This is a genomic window from Paenibacillus tyrphae, from assembly GCF_027925525.1.
Classification (GTDB): Bacteria; Bacillota; Bacilli; order Paenibacillales; family NBRC-103111; genus Paenibacillus_G; species Paenibacillus_G tyrfis_B.
In genome coordinates, this window is the sequence record NZ_BSDJ01000029.1 from 18,607 (window position 1) to 34,262 (window position 15,656).

The following is a 15,656-nucleotide window of genomic DNA, read 5'->3' on the forward strand; positions in this document are numbered from 1 at the left end:
ACTATATGGTCAGAACCGCGCCGCAGCGCCGCTCGTGAACCCAACCGCCGATACCGCTCATCCCTTTACGGAGCCGAGAAGCACGCCTTTGGCAAAATGCTTTTGCAGAAACGGATACACCACCAGAATCGGAAGTGTCGAGACGACAATCGCCGCCATCTGAATCGTGACGGGAAGAATATCCTGCCCCCCCGAGAAGCCCGATTGCCCCATGACATCCTGCGTTGAGCCCTGGAAAATCATTTGTCGCAAAAACACCTGCACGGTCCACAGCTCCGGCTTCGTGATGTAGAGGACTGCGTTGAAAAACTGGTTCCAGTTGCCGACCGCATAGAAGAGCGTAAAGGTCGCCAGCGCCGGCATGGACAGCGGAAGCACGATCCGGAACAGCAGGCCGAAGGTGCGGCACCCGTCGATTTTCCCGGCCTCCTCCAGCTCGGAAGGGATGCCCTGAAAGAAGTTTTTCAGAATAATAAGGTTGAATGCACTGATCGCGCCGGGTAAAATGAGCGACCACACGCTGTCGAGCAGGCCGAGCTTGTTGACGACGATATACGTCGGAATCATGCCGCCGCTGAACAGGATCGTAATCGTCACGAGCAGCAGCACCGTTTCTCTGCCGGGCAGCGTCTTCTTGGAAAGCGGATACGCCATAAAGGTCGTCAGGGCCAGATTGACGAACGTTCCTCCGACAGTCGTCACCGCCGTGATGTACAGCGACCGGACAAAATTGGTGTTGCCCAGAATCGTGCTGTACGCATCGAACGAAAAGTGCTCCGGCCATAAAATGATCCCGCCGCGCAGCACCTGCTCCATCGGCGATAATGACGTCGCCAAGATGTACACGAAAGGAAATAACGAGCTGAGCGCGAGCGCGATCAGCACAAGCGCGATCGCCGCGTCGGCGATCCGGTCCGTCCAGGTTGCTCTACTGTTCATTGTGCAAGTCCCTCCCCTTAGAACACGCCTTCTTCGCCGAATTTTTTGGCTAATTTATTCGCCCCAAGCACCAAAATGAGACCGACGACCGATTTAAACAGACCGACCGCGACACCGAAGCTGAACCGGCCGCCGCCGAGACCTACGCCGCCGATGCCTTCACGATAAACGAACGTCTCGAACACGTCGCCGACCGGGTACACCAGATCGTTAAGCATCAGGAAAATTTGTTCGAAGCCGACATCCAGCACGTTGCCGAGCCGCAAAATGAGCAGAATCAGAATCGTGCTGCGCAGGGCGGGCAGCGTCACATGCCACAGCTTGTGCCAGCGGTTCGCGCCGTCGACGGTCGCCGCTTCGTACAGCTGCGTATCCACGCCGGAAAGCGCTGCCAAAAAGATAATGGTCCCCCATCCGACTTCCTTCCATATGTTCTGGAGCACAATCATCGTCCGGAACGAATCGGGGTCAGCCAGAAAGTTATGCGCTTCGCCGCCGAACGAGACAATGAGCTGGTTCACCAAGCCCGTTTCGGTATTGAGCAGGATATACGTGATCGACCCGACCACAACCCAGGATATAAAATGCGGCAGGTAAACGATCGTCTGGATCGTGCGCTTGAACCATTCCCGCACCAGCTCGTTGAGCAGCAGCGCCACAATGATCGGAGCCGGGAAATAAAACACAATATTATAAAAGCTGATCAGCAGCGTGTTGCGCAGCAGACGCCAAAACTGATCGTATTGGAACAAATCGATGAAGTGCCGGAAGCCGACCCATTCACTGCCCGTCACGCCAAGAAACGGACTGTATTCTTGAAACGCCATGACGATCCCGAACATCGGCACATACTTGAAAATCAGGAAGTACAGCAAGCCTGGGAGCAAGAGCAGGTAAAGCTCCCAGTGCGTAAATATTCTTCTCGTAAGCGAAACGTTTCCGACTGACGTGTTCACGTTTCCATCCCCTTCCCGCGATTCGGAGCAAGCCGAGGAGGCTGGCAGGACAGACGCTCGATCAGCTCGATTTTTAATTTATAGGACTTGTTAACGTATTCTCCGCCCATCGCTTGGAACACAAGATGCGCAGCCATGGTGCCCATCTCGTACTTGGGCTGCCGGACCGTCGTTAAGGGAGGAGACAAGTATTCCGCCACCTGAATATCGTCGAAGCCGACGATCGATACGTCCTCCGGCACGCTTAGGCCGAATTCGCGAAGCGCCTTGTAGCCGCCGATCGCCATTTCATCGTTGCCGTAGAAGATCGCGGTAGGACGCTCTTCCTGCATGAGCAGCACCTTGGTCGAATGATAGCCGCCCTCTTCCGTAAAATTGCCGACCAGCATCCATTTCGTATTGGCGATTCCTTCTTCTTGCAGCGCTTTCAAGTAGCCTTCTTTACGGTGCTGGCTGCCCAGCGAATTGCTGGGTCCCCCAATCCAGGCGATATCGCGGTGTCCCTGCTCCATAAGATAACGGGTTGCTTCGTATCCGCCCTGAACGTTATCCGCTGCCACATTCATAATGAAATCGCCTTCGACGTAACGGTCCATCACGACGATCGGGCAGCCTTCCCGGGCCGATTCGCGCAGCAGATGCTCGCTGATGTTCGGATCGAGCACGATTGCGCCGTCCACTCTTCGTTCCTGCAAAAATTTATACGCCGTCGAATCGGCCCCTCCGACTGAGCTGCACGCAATCAGATCGAAGCCGTTGGACAGCGTGACCTCCTGCGTCCCGCGGATCAGCTCGGAATAATAAGGCCCCGACAGGTCGCTTAAAATGAGCAAAATCGTCTTCGTCGATTTGCGCTTGAGATCCATCGCGAAGCCGTTCTTTTGGTAATTCAGCTCTTTGGCTGCCTGCAGCACCAATTCGCGGGTTTTCGGACTTACTTTATCGCTTCCGCTGAGTGCGTAGGATGCGGTCGAAAGCGCCACTCCCGCATGCTTTGCAACGTCTTTAATCGTAACCATAGTTCCCCCCGATAAAGCTATCCGAAATTTATCGAAACGTTTCGATTTGTTTTTATTATAGCTCCGGAAGAAGGTTTGGTCAATCAGGGCTGCGTTTTTTGTGCAGCGCTTTCTTTGAATGCTGTCATAAAAGCGTCACAGAAGCATCTCGCGATTGGAGGCGGTCCCGGTCAAGAAAAAAAGCACCGGCCTTCAGGCCAGTGCTCTAGTGCTCGTTGTTTCGCTTGTAAGGCTTGCTCTATCCGTGCTGCGGGTAGGCCAGAGGGGAATCGCAATAAGGACATGTTTTATTCTCACCGGGCTTCAGCAGGGCGGACGACCCGCAGCCGGGGCATTCCACCGTCTTGGGCGTTGGGGGCGGCGTCTGCGACCTGCTCTGCTGCGGTACGAAGCTATCTCCGTTCACGGACACGTTGACATTTACCATCGAGGCCCCAGGGGCCCATTGATTGAAGACAATGGACATCGAGTACATGTCGATGAACGCATCTTGGAATACGCCGAGATAAATCATGCGCTGCAAGTCGTTAACCACGACGGCCGGCCGCTGGTTCGTCGTCTCCGCCAAGGATTGGATAGACGTCACTCCCTGCACCAAAACGAGGTGGCGGTAATAGTCGTATCTGTCGAAGAGCTGCTTGCGTCGCTGTCCGCTCTTCCACAGCATATATATGCCGGGAATCAAGTCAAGGAGGACAACCCATACCATCACCCAGTACTGAATATCGCTCCCTGCAGCCAAATGGAGTAAGAACGAAATCAGAAACGGGATAAAAATAATCAGAAACGTCGTGCCGGCGTTTTTCCAGTCAATGACCTTCTGGTAACTCAAATCGCGGTGCTTCCATAGTCGGACAGCCAGCAAAATGAAGCCGATCGGAAAAAATAAAATAAGTCCCAGCGCTATCGCAACGCCGCTTATGGCTGGACGATCATAGTTCAAGAAGGCTCCCTCATTTCTTTTATGCTTCGACATGCCTATTTTACTGCGGGTAACTTAGCAAGGAATCACAATAAGGACAAGCTTTGCTCTCGCCAGGCCTCACTATTGTTGACGAACCGCAGCCATGGCACTCCACCGACTTGGGCAATCGTTTTTCCGACGGTTTGTATAAAGGCAGTGGCTTGTCCCACTCGTGAATGTGGCCATCGCCAGTACCCTCGCGGGCAACAAAACCGTTCTGATGGAAAACAAGGGTCAACGAATACATATTTATGGAAGCATGCGGAATCATGCCGTGACCGATCATGCGTTTCAAATCGTTGATCACCACGCCCCGGCGCTGGTTGATTACTTTCTCGATGCCGAGAATGGATTTGATCCCTTGCTCCATGATGATATTGCGATAAAGCTTGTATCGGTCATTGAGCCGCTTTCGCTTCCATTGGCTTATCCCTAGCAGGAATACACCCGGAAGAAGAAAAAATAGTTGATTGATTTCATTCGTGAAGATTAAGCGCATGAAAGGAAACATAATCAAAAGCGCCGTGCCCGCAACTGCCCAATCATATATTTTTTGATAACTCAAGTCCCGATGCTTCCGTACACGGATAACGAACAGAATGATACCGGCCGGGAAAAAGAGAACCAGAGCCAGTACCACTAGCACGCCGTTTATTGCCGGCTTGTCCATATTCAATTCGCATTCCGCCCCCCCCTCTTGGTGTGCTGAATACCTGCCTTCTATCCGCTCTTCGGATACGTTAGAGGGGAATCGCAATACGGACACGCCTTGCTTTCGCCGGGCTGCAGCAAGGTCGACGAACCGCACCCGTGGCACTCCACCTTCTTCGGCAGCGGCTTCTCTGCCGGTTTGGACGACGGGGGTATTTGGATGTCCCCGTTCATGATTACACCGAATATGTCTTTGAGATCAGCGCCTTTTACCAAATCCTCCAATTCCTTCATCGCCGCAGCTCGTTTTGAGGATAAGTCCGTTTCCGTCGGCTCTTTCGGCCGCCTAATAACAATCGACATCGAATGCATATCTACGAAGGCATCTTGGAACGCACCAAGATAGATCAGGCGTCTCAAATCGTTGGCAACGACCGCCGGCCTCTGCTTGGTCATGTCCGCGATCGTCTGGATCGAAGTAATTCCTTCCGTTGCGACGATATGACGATAATGATCGTACAGGGCAAAAAGCTGCTTGCGTTTCTGTCCGCTCTTCCACAGCATGAATCCCCCCGGCAGCAGCAGGAACAGGATAGCGGCGAAAAGAGACACATAAAATACCCCAAACCTCTCCTCCTGGATGGCGAAGGACAAGGTTATAAAAAGGGGAAGCGTAGAAAATCCAAATAAAATAAAAAGGGTTACCCCGGCATTTTTCCATTCCAATACTTTTTGATAACTAAGATCGCGATGCTTCCTCAATCGGATAGCTGCCAAAATAAGACCCACCGGAAAAAACAAGAGGAACGCCAGCAATATCCATTCGCCTTTTATGGCAGGTTTATCGTCAAAGTCCAAGCGTGTTCCCTCATCTCTTCTTGTATTCGCTGTCGCACTTTTCCATCAAGATCATTTCAGCGTAATCAACTGGCTGTTTCTGCGGCCCAGGTCGGCGGAGATATCACGCAAAAGCTTGCGGGACATCTCGACCTTTCCCTTCTCTCCCGCCTGATCACTGAGTCCGCGGACACAGCGCTCCAGTTCCTTGATCTGCCACAGCAAATTTTCCTCCATATGGATCATCGAAGGATGGGAAACCGGGTCGCTATACTTCACTTTTTCGATCAGCTCCCGTACCCCGGCTTTCAACGCTTCGCGCTCCTCGATTTCCTCTTCTTCCAGCGCATAGCTTACCGAGTCGAGAGCCAGCTTCATCTGCTTCATCAGCTGCATCTGTACCCTTTGATCATCCTCTTGATTCCGCACAACATTCGTAAAATGATGGGCAAGCCCCATCCCGATCGCCCAGACTGCGGCAGTGATGACTTCAATCACCACGTAAGAGGTCAAGGAAATCCGCAAGGTCAACCAGAAGAAAACTGTATGAAAAATAGCGGCTGCTCCATACAACACCGATATCGTAACGAAGGTCAAGGAGGCAGGAAGCCCGTCTCCGCGCCGGTTTTGCTTCACTTCACCTACTGCGCAGTAATAACAAGCCGCTTCCGCAAGAACGATGGAGATCAAGGAAGTCCACCAGTGCCCGGTTCCCCAATCCTCCACACGGCATAAGAAAAAGGCAGCTACGGTTACCAAGACAATGAGGCCGAACATCAATTTGGCGGCCACGGCAGGCAAACGATTCATATTCATCTCAAGCTCCTTTTCACCCTAACTTATTCCCGCATTCAAAACAAAACTTTTGCCCCGGCTGCACGACCTGCTGACACTGACTGCAAGTGAGCACCATGCTCTTGCCGCACTCCGGACAAAACTTCGCTCCCGCCTCCACCATCGTCGCGCACTGAGGACAAGGAGCGCCCAGCGACTCGCCGCATTTCGCACAATGAAGCGCCTGTTCCGGGTTATCCGCTTGGCAGCGGGGACAAGGACGGTACTTATCACCGCAGTTCGGGCAAAACTTCGATCCCGCCGGTAGGGAATGACCGCACGCTTGGCAGGCCACGGCCGAAGAAGCAGCTCCCTGCTTGAGCGATTGTCCGCACCCTCTGCAAAAGCTGGAATCATGCGCATTGCTCGTGCCGCAATTCGAACACGTCTGCACAGGAGTAGACACATCCATGTGTCCCGACAACCGCGAAAACGAATCGCCAATCGTCATACCGACGCCTTGACCGAGCCCCAGACCGATGCCCGCTCCCAAGAAGGCCGACGGATTCCCTTCGTTCTTCGCTGCGCTTTCCAGCGTATTAAAGGTTCTTTCCTGCTGGTAGGAGAAGCCGAGAATGTCCATTTCCGCTTTTTTCGCTAACGCTTCCTTTAACCGCTTCGTGGCCGGATCTTCCTCGGGCAGATTAATAGAGTCGATCTGGAAGCCGACCAGACGAATCCCGTATTCTTGAAAAATCGAAACGATTCGACTTTCCATATGCTTGGAAATTTCGGAGATATAGGCGTTGATTTCCAAAATGCTAATTTTTTTATGTACCAGATAAGCGGAGATGAGCTCTTTGATGTTCATCATCAAGATGCTGCGAAAATATTTGCCAAGCGCCGCCTGATCGACCGCCGGAAGCGTCCCGACCAGCTTAAGCAGAAACTTGCGTGTATCTTCGATCTGAATACCTAATTGGCCGAACGCGCGGACCGATACCATCATGTGATATTTGGGCTCCTGCAGTTGAATCGGAGTCGGCGTCCCCCATTTCAGATCCAGCTTATGCAGCTTGTTCACGAACCAGATTTCCGCCGTAAACGGCGACTTGCCTCCGAACGGCAAATTGACGACGGAGGAAAAAACCGGAATATTTTGCGTTGATAGCGTATGCCGGCCGGGGCCGAGCAGGTCAAGCGCCTCCCCGCCTTTGAACAACAGCGCCTCCTGGGTTTCATTGACGATCAGTTGAGTCCATGTGCCTAGTTCTTGATTCGGATATTTCCATACCAATAAATCGGGTGGCCCGTCGAATTTGACTACTTCTATAATTGCCATCTAGGTACCCCTTTCCATATGCTGGTCTCACGTGTAATCCTTTTACATTAATATACTACGAAATCAACCCTTTTTGGACTCAAAATTTTCCATTTGATGCGTTATAGCAGACAATTTTGCTAGATTTCGACAAGATGCGGAAAGAGTTGGAGTGGTTTGTCGGGGAGGATGCCGGGAAGTCCTATTTTCAAAAAATACGTACGCGCCGTATAATTGTTATAACAATTTGACATTATTAATAAGGAGAATGATGATATGAGCAAGGTGGTTGGGATGGAGCGAAAAGTCGCCAAATTCGGCAACAGCTTAGGCATCACGATGACCGAGGCCTTCAAACGAATCGGAGTGGAGCTCGGCGATTCGGTACAGATCGATGTGCGGGAACAAGACGGGGAGATCGTCATCCGAAAAGCAAACAAGGTTTCTCTGCCCGCAGGAATAAGTCCGGATTTTATGGAGACCCTTTCTCAAGTCATGGAGGAGTATGACGAAACGCTCAAAGGGTTAAAAGATAGATAATGGCTCACGTCTGGTATTTAACCATTCAAGAAGTCATCGCCGTCAACGTAGCCGTTATTCAAAAATATAGTCTTGGCGAACATATCGGAGTAAAAAGCAACAGCTTGCTGGAGTCAGCCGTTCTGAGTCCTCAATCTTCTGCGTTCGGAGAAGACGCTTATAGGACCCTATTCAATAAAGCTGCTTCGCTTTTTGAATCGTTGGGGCAGAATCATCCCTTTCAAAATGCAAACAAGCGAACGGCATTTACCGCTTTAGTCATTTTCCTTCGGTATAACGGCTATCGGTTTGTGATGGATGTTAAGAAGGCTGAAGACCTGACTGTGGATATGGTGAATCATAAGTTCTCTTTTGGAGAGCTGGTTGAAATTATCCAGCAGCATGCTGTAGTTGTTGATACGGAGTAACAAGCAAAAAAAATGGGCTGAGGACTACGGTCCCCAACCCATTTGTCACAGCCTCGCAAGGAGGCTTCTATGCAAGCTTGTCTTAGTTGTCTTCGTAGATTACAACGGTTTTCGATTCTTCTTCCCATTTCACAATGGCTTTCAAAGCTTCGCTGACGAAGCGGGCAGGCACGACGGTATTGCCTTCCACAATAGCCGCAGGCACTTCCAGCGTCACTTCTTTGCCGTTCACATAAGCCTTCGTGCTATCAACAAAGAGCTTAACGGTGATGCCGTCGCGAGTAACCGTCACGGAGCGTTCTTCCGGGTTCCAGCTCACTTCCGCTTTCAGAGCTTCAGAGATGGCCCGGAAAGGTACCAGGGTGCTGCCCTCACGGATGAAGGGACGGACTTCCATGGAAGGCTCTTCACCATTGACGTACAATTGCACGCCGGATTTTCCAAGCTTCTCGTAAAGCTTACCGAGCTTCTTGTAAGCGTTGAGGTTTTTTACATTCGCTTTTACGGCTTCCTTCTGAACATAGACCGCATCGGTTACGTTGCCTTGATTGTCGAGCAGATCGGCTGCCGCGGAAAGTGCAGCGTCTTTTTCGACGATAGCTTCCAGTTCAGCCTTCTTCTCAGCCGTAAGCTGTGTTTCGTATTTGGTCAAAAGAAGATCGGCAAGCACGGCACCGGCCGGTTTGTCTTTCACATTTTCAATAGCGTTGAGCAGACCTTTATAGCCGTTTTTGCCGTTGTTTTCATAAGTCGTGCCCGTAACGGAGGCCTTCGGTTCTACCTCTACTTTAACCTTGACGTCTTTTTCTTTGCCAACAGTGATTGCTTGAGCTGCAGCTTCCGCTCTCTCTGCGCGGTTGTCATTATCGGACTTTGCCAATGCGGAGCCGGCCATCAGGCTGGTTGCGACAACGCAAGATGCGGCGATCATCATAGGTTTTTTCATGTTCATCAGTAACTCTCCTTTATTGGTTAAAAATTCTTGTTTGCATGAGCTCACTAAGTTGTTCGTTCCCGTTAATTTTTTTGTGGGGTGTTTTAAAAAAAATTGTGACACAATCTATTCCGCCGTAAGTACGCGGATCGTGTCAGCTTTTTCCGCAATGTAATCCAGGATCGCTTCGACGTTTTCTTCACATCCTGCATTTTTTCCGCGGGCAGATGTTCTTTCTCAAGTAACGTCCCACATTGCAAATAATAAGAGCATCGTCCCCGAAGGGTGATGCTCTCTACGTTCTAAGTCAATATACCGCAATGAATCGCGGACTTAGCCTGCCTTTTCGCTACCGAACCTATCTTCTCCGAAATGGAATAACCGACGATCGGCACACATTTTTCCGGTTCAGCCGGACGATTTCGTTGATGCCGTATTTGTCGAATTTATCGGTCAAGTCATTGCAGCCGTACTTCAATTTGAACTCCATCTCTTCCTGATACAAGGGGACAATGGAGTAGAACCGAATCGTTCTCTCCGAGTCCATCTCCAGCGTCAAAAAATCGCGATGCACCATGATGGGCGGGAGCAAAATGACTCCGTTCAATTTCGTCTGGTCCGACAAGGGACGCGCGGGATCCCCGTTAGGCACCGTGTGCCCGTGACCTAGCCACGTCTCATACTCATGAGGAAGCCTGGCCAGCATCTTGAGCCAACGGACCGGCCAATAATGGTCCTCGTCGGCGAAGGCTTCCTGCGTGATCGGCCATTCGGGCGGCAAACAAATCATCAGTTCCGCATAATTGTAGCCCTCGATCCCTTCGGGAACGTTCATCGGCAAATAGCTCATTCCCGTCGTAAACAACGTGTGGTAGTTCCGTTCCTGCGTTGGCTTAATGTGATAAACATCGATATGGACGATGTCGGAAATAATTTCATGAAATACGTTGTCGATCTCGCCGATGTATGTCTCGAAATGCCGTTCGATCTTCTCGGTCCAGCCTTCCTCGCCATAGTTGGGCGACATCCAGCTGCGTTCCTTATCCTCATACTTATAAATCGGGTTGCCCGATTCCGAATAATCCGAAGGTTTGACCAAAGAAATGCACCTCTGCTCTCGATTCGTTCCCTTTATTTCCAACGTGCACCACTTCTTTTATTATCGACAGAACAATGGGGAGATTGAATAGGGGGACAGCCGATAAAATTTGGCTGCAAACGACAAAGGAGTCCTTCCTCTTTCTCAGAGGCGAGAACTCCTTATTCCAACCGGATTCCCTATTTTTTCGAATTAAAGTACGCTTTATCTACCTTAAGCTGTTGTTTCAAAATCCGGTTAAACAAACCTTTGCTGATTTCCCCTGTTCCTTTGGACACAGCGGTCCTCAGCACTTCCCCGTCAGGCAAAGTCTTTTCATAAATTTTATCCCTGCCATTTTGTCGAATCAATACCCAACCGTCCCGCTTTAGAAAACTCTCCAAATCGCTCCAGCTAGGCATGGAACATTCTTGCTACAGATTCAATATCGTCTTCTAATATTACACGTAAAACATATGGCGCATGTTTATGGCGGTTTGGACTGTTGTAGTAGCGGGAATAGTTAGCTTCATAATCAATCGCATACTCGACTAATTGTCTCGCCAGCTCGAATCGGAGTCCTTCGAGTGTTTCAGCATCGGCAACGATATCTTCAATTTGCTCTATAGAACCGGCATATACACCATCTTCATCTTGCTCGTATTCAAAAGTCAATTCATAAGCAGATAACAATTCCTTCATCTGTTGCTTAGAGAAGGCCATGATCACATCTCGATTGCGTTTTATGGCTTGGGGTTTTTCTCGCACAACGGAATCAATGAAGCCGCCAAAATTTGCTCGTACCTCCGTAGCATTAAGCAACGTTTGCATAAGCATCCCTCCTCACCTCCATTATAACAATCACCCTTCAAAATGTACACAATGTACCCTATGTACATTCGTATCCAGTAAACTTGGCTTTTATTCATACATTTTAGGAAAGCTCCAAGAGTTGCTTCATTTCCTTTTATCCGATCTATCCGCTATGCTGAAAGTAACTGCATTGCCTTGGAGAGGAGAGACATCGTCGTGTTACCCGAGCATATTCGCCGGATCATCGATCGATTCCGTTGTTTTGAATCCGTCGAGCCGGAAGATTGGCAGCATCCGGACATCACCGTTATTCGTGTTCCCATGAGTCTGGCCATTCGACAAGGGGGGCTGCTGGAGCACGCAATATTTACGCTGGACGGCAGTATTCGCGTCTACAAAGTTAGCGAGACGGGGAGAGAAATTACGCTATACCGTGTTCGGGGAGGCGAGTGCTGCGTCTTGATGATGGCCAGCATTATGGGAGAAATGGAATATGAGGCGTCCGCATCGGTCGAGACTCCCTCGGAGCTGTTCATCCTCCCGATTGACGTGTACAAGCAGTGGGTGGAGAAATATAAGCCGCTCCGCCAATACATTTACCGAATGTTCACGCAGCGGATGTCCATCGTCACCACCCTGATCGACGACGTCGCCTTCAAGCCGATGGAATACCGTATCGCCGATTTTCTCCTGCAAAAGACGACCGGAGATTCAACTACGCTGCGTATCACGCATGATGAAATCGCCGTTGAGCTAGGCACCGCAAGAGAAGTGATCAGCCGGAAGCTGAAGGAGTTCGAAAAGGAAGGGTGGCTTGTCTTAGGCCGGGGACGAATTCAAGATATTCAGCGGGCCGCGCTCGAACAAGTGAAAAGCCGTTATGTGACTTAGTCACATAACGAATGAGAACCGACCGCTACAATAAGAGATGCAAACCATTCTTGTAGCGGAGGGATCACGATGAAAAATGTAGGCGGCTTTGACTTGGTATTTCGAATTGTCGCAGGACTGGCGCTGCTCTCGCTTTTATTCTTGCTGGAAGGGGGAATCAAATATATCGGCTTGATCGGGATTCCCCTGCTTTACACGGCGCTTACCCGAAAATGTCTCATGAACCGGTTGCTCGGCATCAATTCATGCAAGCTTTGATGCTTGTCCCTTGTTCCAGCTTCAGCCGCCGGCCGTCCGGAGCGATCCCATCGCGCTCGGACGGCCGTTTTGCGTTCCCGCCGCGTCCCTAGCTTGCACTATCGAATTATTGCTGTCCTATTCTTGCTCTATTATCAGACCCGCGACTTCGGTTTATAATGAGTGGCAGAGGGGAGGCCCCAATATGGACGACGCACTATTTCAGTCGGTGTACGAGACGATTTTGCGGCGCGACACCCGCTACGACGGGCGGTATTATATCGGAATCACATCGACGGGAATCTTCTGTCGGCCTTCGTGCCGCTCCCGCATTCCGAAGCCGGAAAACGTTAAAGTATACGGCAGTATCCAGGAAGCGCTGCAAGCGGGATTCCGGGCATGCAAAAGATGCCGTCCGGAACAGCCGGGTGAGCATGGTCCGGATGCGCAAATCGCTCATGCCGTAAATGAATTGATCAAGCGACGGTACTCCGAGCCTTTGACGCTTGGCGATATAGGAGCAGAGCTCAAAATGAGCCCCTATCATTTGCAGCGCGTGTTTAAGCGGGTGACCGGAACGACTCCCTCAAAGCAGCTACTTCAGATCCGTATGGACGAGGCAAAGCGGCTGCTTGCCGCAAGCGAACAGCCGATAACCGATATCGCGGCAGAAGTTGGCTTCCGCAGTCCGTCCCACTTTACATCCGTATTTCACAAGACGGTCGGCTGTACGCCGATGGAATATCGGGAAACCGCCGGCACCCGTTAAGCCGATCAAGAAGGAGGCATACTTATGGGAAAAACAACGACCGAGGTGTATTGGACGACCATCCGTCATCCTAAGTTAGGGGACCGGCCGCTCTATCTGGCCGCTACGAAACAGGGCTTGTGCCGGATTACTTGGCCTAATGAATCATTCGATACCTTAACTACATGGGTGGTTAAACATATTCTGGGCTCCACGTTGATTAATGATCAAGAGCCGTTATCCGAGTACGTCGGGCAGCTGAAGGAATATTTGGAAGGGACCCGCCAAACGTTCAACCTTCCCCTCGATATGCGCGGTACGAAGTTCCAAACCGCCGTCTGGCAGGCGTTAACCCGCATTCCCTATGGCGAAACCCGCAGCTACTCGGACATTGCCGGGGAGGTAGGCAGTCCTGCGGCCGTCCGGGCCGTAGGCACCGCGAACGGAGCTAATCCAATCCCCATCGTCGTCCCGTGCCATCGCGTGATTGGCAAAAACTCCGCACTCACGGGGTTCCGGGGCGGTCTGCAGGTGAAGCAAGAGCTGCTCCGGCTGGAAGGCTTCGAAGATTTTACACTTAAGGGACATGCCCGATTTCAGTTTTGACTTGCTTACGAATCCGCGCAAACAAAAACTGCTCCCCACAGCTTGATAGCTTGGAGGAGCAGTTTCCGTTTCCGGTCTATGCTATTCGGCTGGCGCCGTGAAGGTACGCTGCGCCAATTGGGCATCGAGCATGTAGAACGCATTGCTATCGTTATCGATGCGGCGAAGCTTCTGAATGATGCTGTCGAACGTGGCTTCTTCTTCGACCTGTTCGTCGATGAACCACTTTAAGAAGTTGATTGTCGCGTGCTCGCGCTCGTTCCAAGCGATATCCGACAACTCGTAGATGCGTTTCGTTACGGTTTGTTCGTGAGCAAATGCATGTTCAAAAGCATCCAACAGCGAGGTATACTTGTTCTGCGGGTCCTCCATTCCACTGACATGGGCACGTTTGCCCAGCGTGTTAATGAAGTGAAAAATTTTCATGGCATGAAATTTTTCTTCCTCGGCCTGTACGATAAAAAAGTTCGCAAACCCGTCGAAGCTTTCCGACGAGCAGTATCCGGCCATCGCCAGATACACTTGGGAGGAATAAAATTCGTAGTTCATTTGTTCGTTCAGCTTGGCGAGCAGGTTCTCACTTAGCATCAGGTCACGCCCCTTGTTTGCAGTCTATCCGAGGTTCTCCCTCTATGTAGGTGAATAAAAGAAATACTTCCCACACCTGTCCTTAGTATGTTGTAACTCTTTCCAAATGTAAAGCAATTTCTGGCACACTTTATTCCACAAAATAGTGTCCCCAAATCACGCACCACCGATACGGCAATTCTTCTCTTCATGAACGCCCGTAACAATCGGCAGCAAAACCATACAATATCTTATCCTGCAAAAAGGGGAGGAATATTGTGGCTACGTTTATGGCTGCATTGCGAATGAAAAGAAAGATGGCCCCCCACATATTAAAAAAATCCGGTGTTCACGGGGTCGGAATAGGGTACAGAGATCCTGCGAATCCGAAAAAGGGCGCAGCCGTCGTCATCTATACGGATAAGGTTTCTTCCGCAAGCCTGGGTCTGAGTCCCGCTATGTTTGCCGCCAAAGCGAAAGACAAAGGAGCCTCGGTCCCGATCCGCGTCGTCAAAACGGGAAAAATGCGTGCGCACGCGAACTACACCCGCCGGATTCGTCCCGTACCTCCCGGCTACAGTGTCGGTACTCCGGCGGAGTCGGGCAGTGCAGGCCTGATCGTGACGAACAATTCCAAGGCCGCAAGCCGTTATTTGTTAAGCAATAACCATGTGCTGAATCCGAACAATACGAACTTCGCCACAGAAACGATCCAGCCCGGTGGCGCCGATGGAGGCCGTTCCGGCACGGACCGCATCGGCCGTTTATACCGCTATGTAAAGCTGGAGAAAAAGAAAAATAATTTTATAGACGCGGCGCTCTCCGTCCCTATCAACAAGCGTCTGCTTAATCCCAATTATCCGACGGTCGGAGCTATTCCCGGCTATGTGACGTCTTATCGGGTGGGAGAGCGATTAAAGAAAGTGGGACGCACGACAGGCTTGGTGAACGGAAGGGTGGAATCGATCGACACCGATATCCAAATCGACTACGGCGGCAAGCTCGGGGTTCTTAATTTCAAAAATCAAACGGTGATCAGAGGAACTACCCCCATTTCGCTGGCCGGCGATTCCGGATCGGTATGGCTCAGACGCTCGGACAATTACGCGGCGGCCATCAATTTTGCAGGCACGTCGAACGGCCGTCTTTCCATAGCCTTCCCCATCCACTGGGCGATGCGGGCATTCGGAACGAAGGTGGCTCGTGCGAGCGGCGCAGGCAAAGTAAAGCAGATCCAAGCCGCGAAAACCTCCCGCGCCTATGTCCGCAAGCTGCCTGCAAATGTGCTTGCCCGAATCAAGCCCAAAAAAGCCGTAAGATCCTGACCACCCGCAGCCCCATAACGTAAAAAAGCACTGAGCGCCACGGCCAGTG

20 protein-coding genes are annotated in these 15,656 nt (G+C 51.1%); 7 read left to right on the forward strand and 13 right to left on the reverse strand.

Going from position 1 to position 15,656, the window contains the following annotated elements; all coding sequences use genetic code 11:
• Nucleotides 1–57: 57 nt before the first annotated feature.
• The 8 genes from QMG93_RS26515 to QMG93_RS26550 form a co-directional block, all read right to left on the reverse strand.
• Nucleotides 58–939 (reverse strand): carbohydrate ABC transporter permease, encoded by an 882-nt coding sequence (locus tag QMG93_RS26515; RefSeq protein WP_281941897.1) that lies wholly within the window; start codon nt 937–939, stop codon nt 58–60.
• 17 nt (nt 940–956) lie between these two features.
• Nucleotides 957–1,895 (reverse strand): ABC transporter permease, encoded by a 939-nt coding sequence (locus QMG93_RS26520; RefSeq protein ID WP_281941898.1) that lies wholly within the window; start codon nt 1,893–1,895, stop codon nt 957–959.
• A complete protein-coding gene (locus QMG93_RS26525) occupies nt 1,892–2,914 on the reverse strand; it encodes a LacI family DNA-binding transcriptional regulator (protein WP_281941900.1) in 1,023 nt (340 codons plus the stop codon). The genes QMG93_RS26520 and QMG93_RS26525 overlap by 4 nt, the downstream gene beginning before the upstream one ends.
• Nucleotides 2,915–3,152: 238 nt before the next feature.
• Nucleotides 3,153–3,857 carry a hypothetical protein gene (locus tag QMG93_RS26530; protein ID WP_281941901.1) on the reverse strand — a complete coding sequence of 235 codons (705 nt, stop codon included), beginning with the start codon at nt 3,855–3,857 and terminating at the stop codon, nt 3,153–3,155.
• 40 nt (nt 3,858–3,897) lie between these two features.
• Nucleotides 3,898–4,554: a hypothetical protein gene (locus QMG93_RS26535; RefSeq protein WP_281941903.1), complete on the reverse strand. Its 657-nt coding sequence runs from the start codon at nt 4,552–4,554 to the stop codon at nt 3,898–3,900.
• Nucleotides 4,555–4,598: 44 nt separating this feature from the next.
• On the reverse strand, nt 4,599–5,141 hold the full coding sequence (locus tag QMG93_RS26540; protein WP_281941905.1) for a hypothetical protein: 543 nt from the start codon (nt 5,139–5,141) through the stop codon (nt 4,599–4,601).
• Nucleotides 5,142–5,438: 297 nt separating this feature from the next.
• Nucleotides 5,439–6,182 (reverse strand): hypothetical protein, encoded by a 744-nt coding sequence (locus QMG93_RS26545; protein ID WP_281941907.1) that lies wholly within the window; start codon nt 6,180–6,182, stop codon nt 5,439–5,441.
• A 13-nt stretch (nt 6,183–6,195) separates the two neighbouring features.
• A complete protein-coding gene (locus tag QMG93_RS26550; RefSeq protein WP_281941909.1) occupies nt 6,196–7,482 on the reverse strand; it encodes an SPFH domain-containing protein in 1,287 nt (428 codons plus the stop codon).
• A 255-nt stretch (nt 7,483–7,737) separates the two neighbouring features.
• Between QMG93_RS26550 and QMG93_RS26555 the strand changes: the two genes are divergently transcribed.
• On the forward strand, nt 7,738–8,001 hold the full coding sequence (locus QMG93_RS26555; protein WP_063179120.1) for a hypothetical protein: 264 nt from the start codon (nt 7,738–7,740) through the stop codon (nt 7,999–8,001).
• Nucleotides 8,001–8,408, forward strand: a complete 408-nt coding sequence (locus tag QMG93_RS26560; protein ID WP_281941915.1) for a type II toxin-antitoxin system death-on-curing family toxin — start codon at nt 8,001–8,003, stop codon at nt 8,406–8,408. Before QMG93_RS26555 ends, QMG93_RS26560 begins: the two co-directional genes overlap by 1 nt.
• A gap of 82 nt (nt 8,409–8,490) precedes the next feature.
• Here the strand turns inward: QMG93_RS26560 and QMG93_RS26565 are convergent, their stop codons facing one another.
• The 4 genes from QMG93_RS26565 to QMG93_RS26580 form a co-directional block, all read right to left on the reverse strand.
• On the reverse strand, nt 8,491–9,354 hold the full coding sequence (locus QMG93_RS26565; RefSeq protein WP_413789341.1) for a copper amine oxidase N-terminal domain-containing protein: 864 nt from the start codon (nt 9,352–9,354) through the stop codon (nt 8,491–8,493).
• A gap of 346 nt (nt 9,355–9,700) precedes the next feature.
• Nucleotides 9,701–10,441 (reverse strand): suppressor of fused domain protein, encoded by a 741-nt coding sequence (locus QMG93_RS26570; RefSeq protein WP_281941919.1) that lies wholly within the window; start codon nt 10,439–10,441, stop codon nt 9,701–9,703.
• A gap of 179 nt (nt 10,442–10,620) precedes the next feature.
• A complete protein-coding gene (locus tag QMG93_RS26575; protein WP_029191333.1) occupies nt 10,621–10,842 on the reverse strand; it encodes a type II toxin-antitoxin system HicA family toxin in 222 nt (73 codons plus the stop codon).
• Entirely contained in the window at nt 10,835–11,251 is a 417-nt protein-coding gene (locus QMG93_RS26580; protein WP_281941923.1) for a hypothetical protein, read from the reverse strand. The genes QMG93_RS26575 and QMG93_RS26580 overlap by 8 nt, the downstream gene beginning before the upstream one ends.
• 198 nt (nt 11,252–11,449) lie before the next feature.
• Here QMG93_RS26580 and QMG93_RS26585 point away from each other — a divergent pair, with 198 nt between their 5' ends.
• The 4 genes from QMG93_RS26585 (at nt 11,450) to QMG93_RS26600 (ending at nt 13,715) form a co-directional block, all read left to right on the forward strand.
• On the forward strand, nt 11,450–12,124 hold the full coding sequence (locus tag QMG93_RS26585; RefSeq protein WP_281941925.1) for a Crp/Fnr family transcriptional regulator: 675 nt from the start codon (nt 11,450–11,452) through the stop codon (nt 12,122–12,124).
• 69 nt (nt 12,125–12,193) lie between these two features.
• Nucleotides 12,194–12,382: a DUF2892 domain-containing protein gene (locus QMG93_RS26590; RefSeq protein WP_127463200.1), complete on the forward strand. Its 189-nt coding sequence runs from the start codon at nt 12,194–12,196 to the stop codon at nt 12,380–12,382.
• 184 nt (nt 12,383–12,566) lie between these two features.
• Nucleotides 12,567–13,130 (forward strand): bifunctional transcriptional activator/DNA repair enzyme AdaA, encoded by a 564-nt coding sequence (locus tag QMG93_RS26595; RefSeq protein ID WP_281941928.1) that lies wholly within the window; start codon nt 12,567–12,569, stop codon nt 13,128–13,130.
• 24 nt (nt 13,131–13,154) lie between these two features.
• Entirely contained in the window at nt 13,155–13,715 is a 561-nt protein-coding gene (locus tag QMG93_RS26600; RefSeq protein ID WP_281941930.1) for a methylated-DNA--[protein]-cysteine S-methyltransferase, read from the forward strand.
• Nucleotides 13,716–13,796: 81 nt separating this feature from the next.
• Here QMG93_RS26600 and QMG93_RS26605 read toward each other — a convergent pair whose 3' ends face one another.
• Nucleotides 13,797–14,303 (reverse strand): ferritin, encoded by a 507-nt coding sequence (locus QMG93_RS26605; protein WP_281941932.1) that lies wholly within the window; start codon nt 14,301–14,303, stop codon nt 13,797–13,799.
• A gap of 254 nt (nt 14,304–14,557) precedes the next feature.
• Here QMG93_RS26605 and QMG93_RS26610 point away from each other — a divergent pair, with 254 nt between their 5' ends.
• On the forward strand, nt 14,558–15,607 hold the full coding sequence (locus QMG93_RS26610) for a hypothetical protein (RefSeq protein WP_281942044.1): 1,050 nt from the start codon (nt 14,558–14,560) through the stop codon (nt 15,605–15,607).
• The last annotated feature ends 49 nt before the right edge of the window (nt 15,608–15,656 follow it).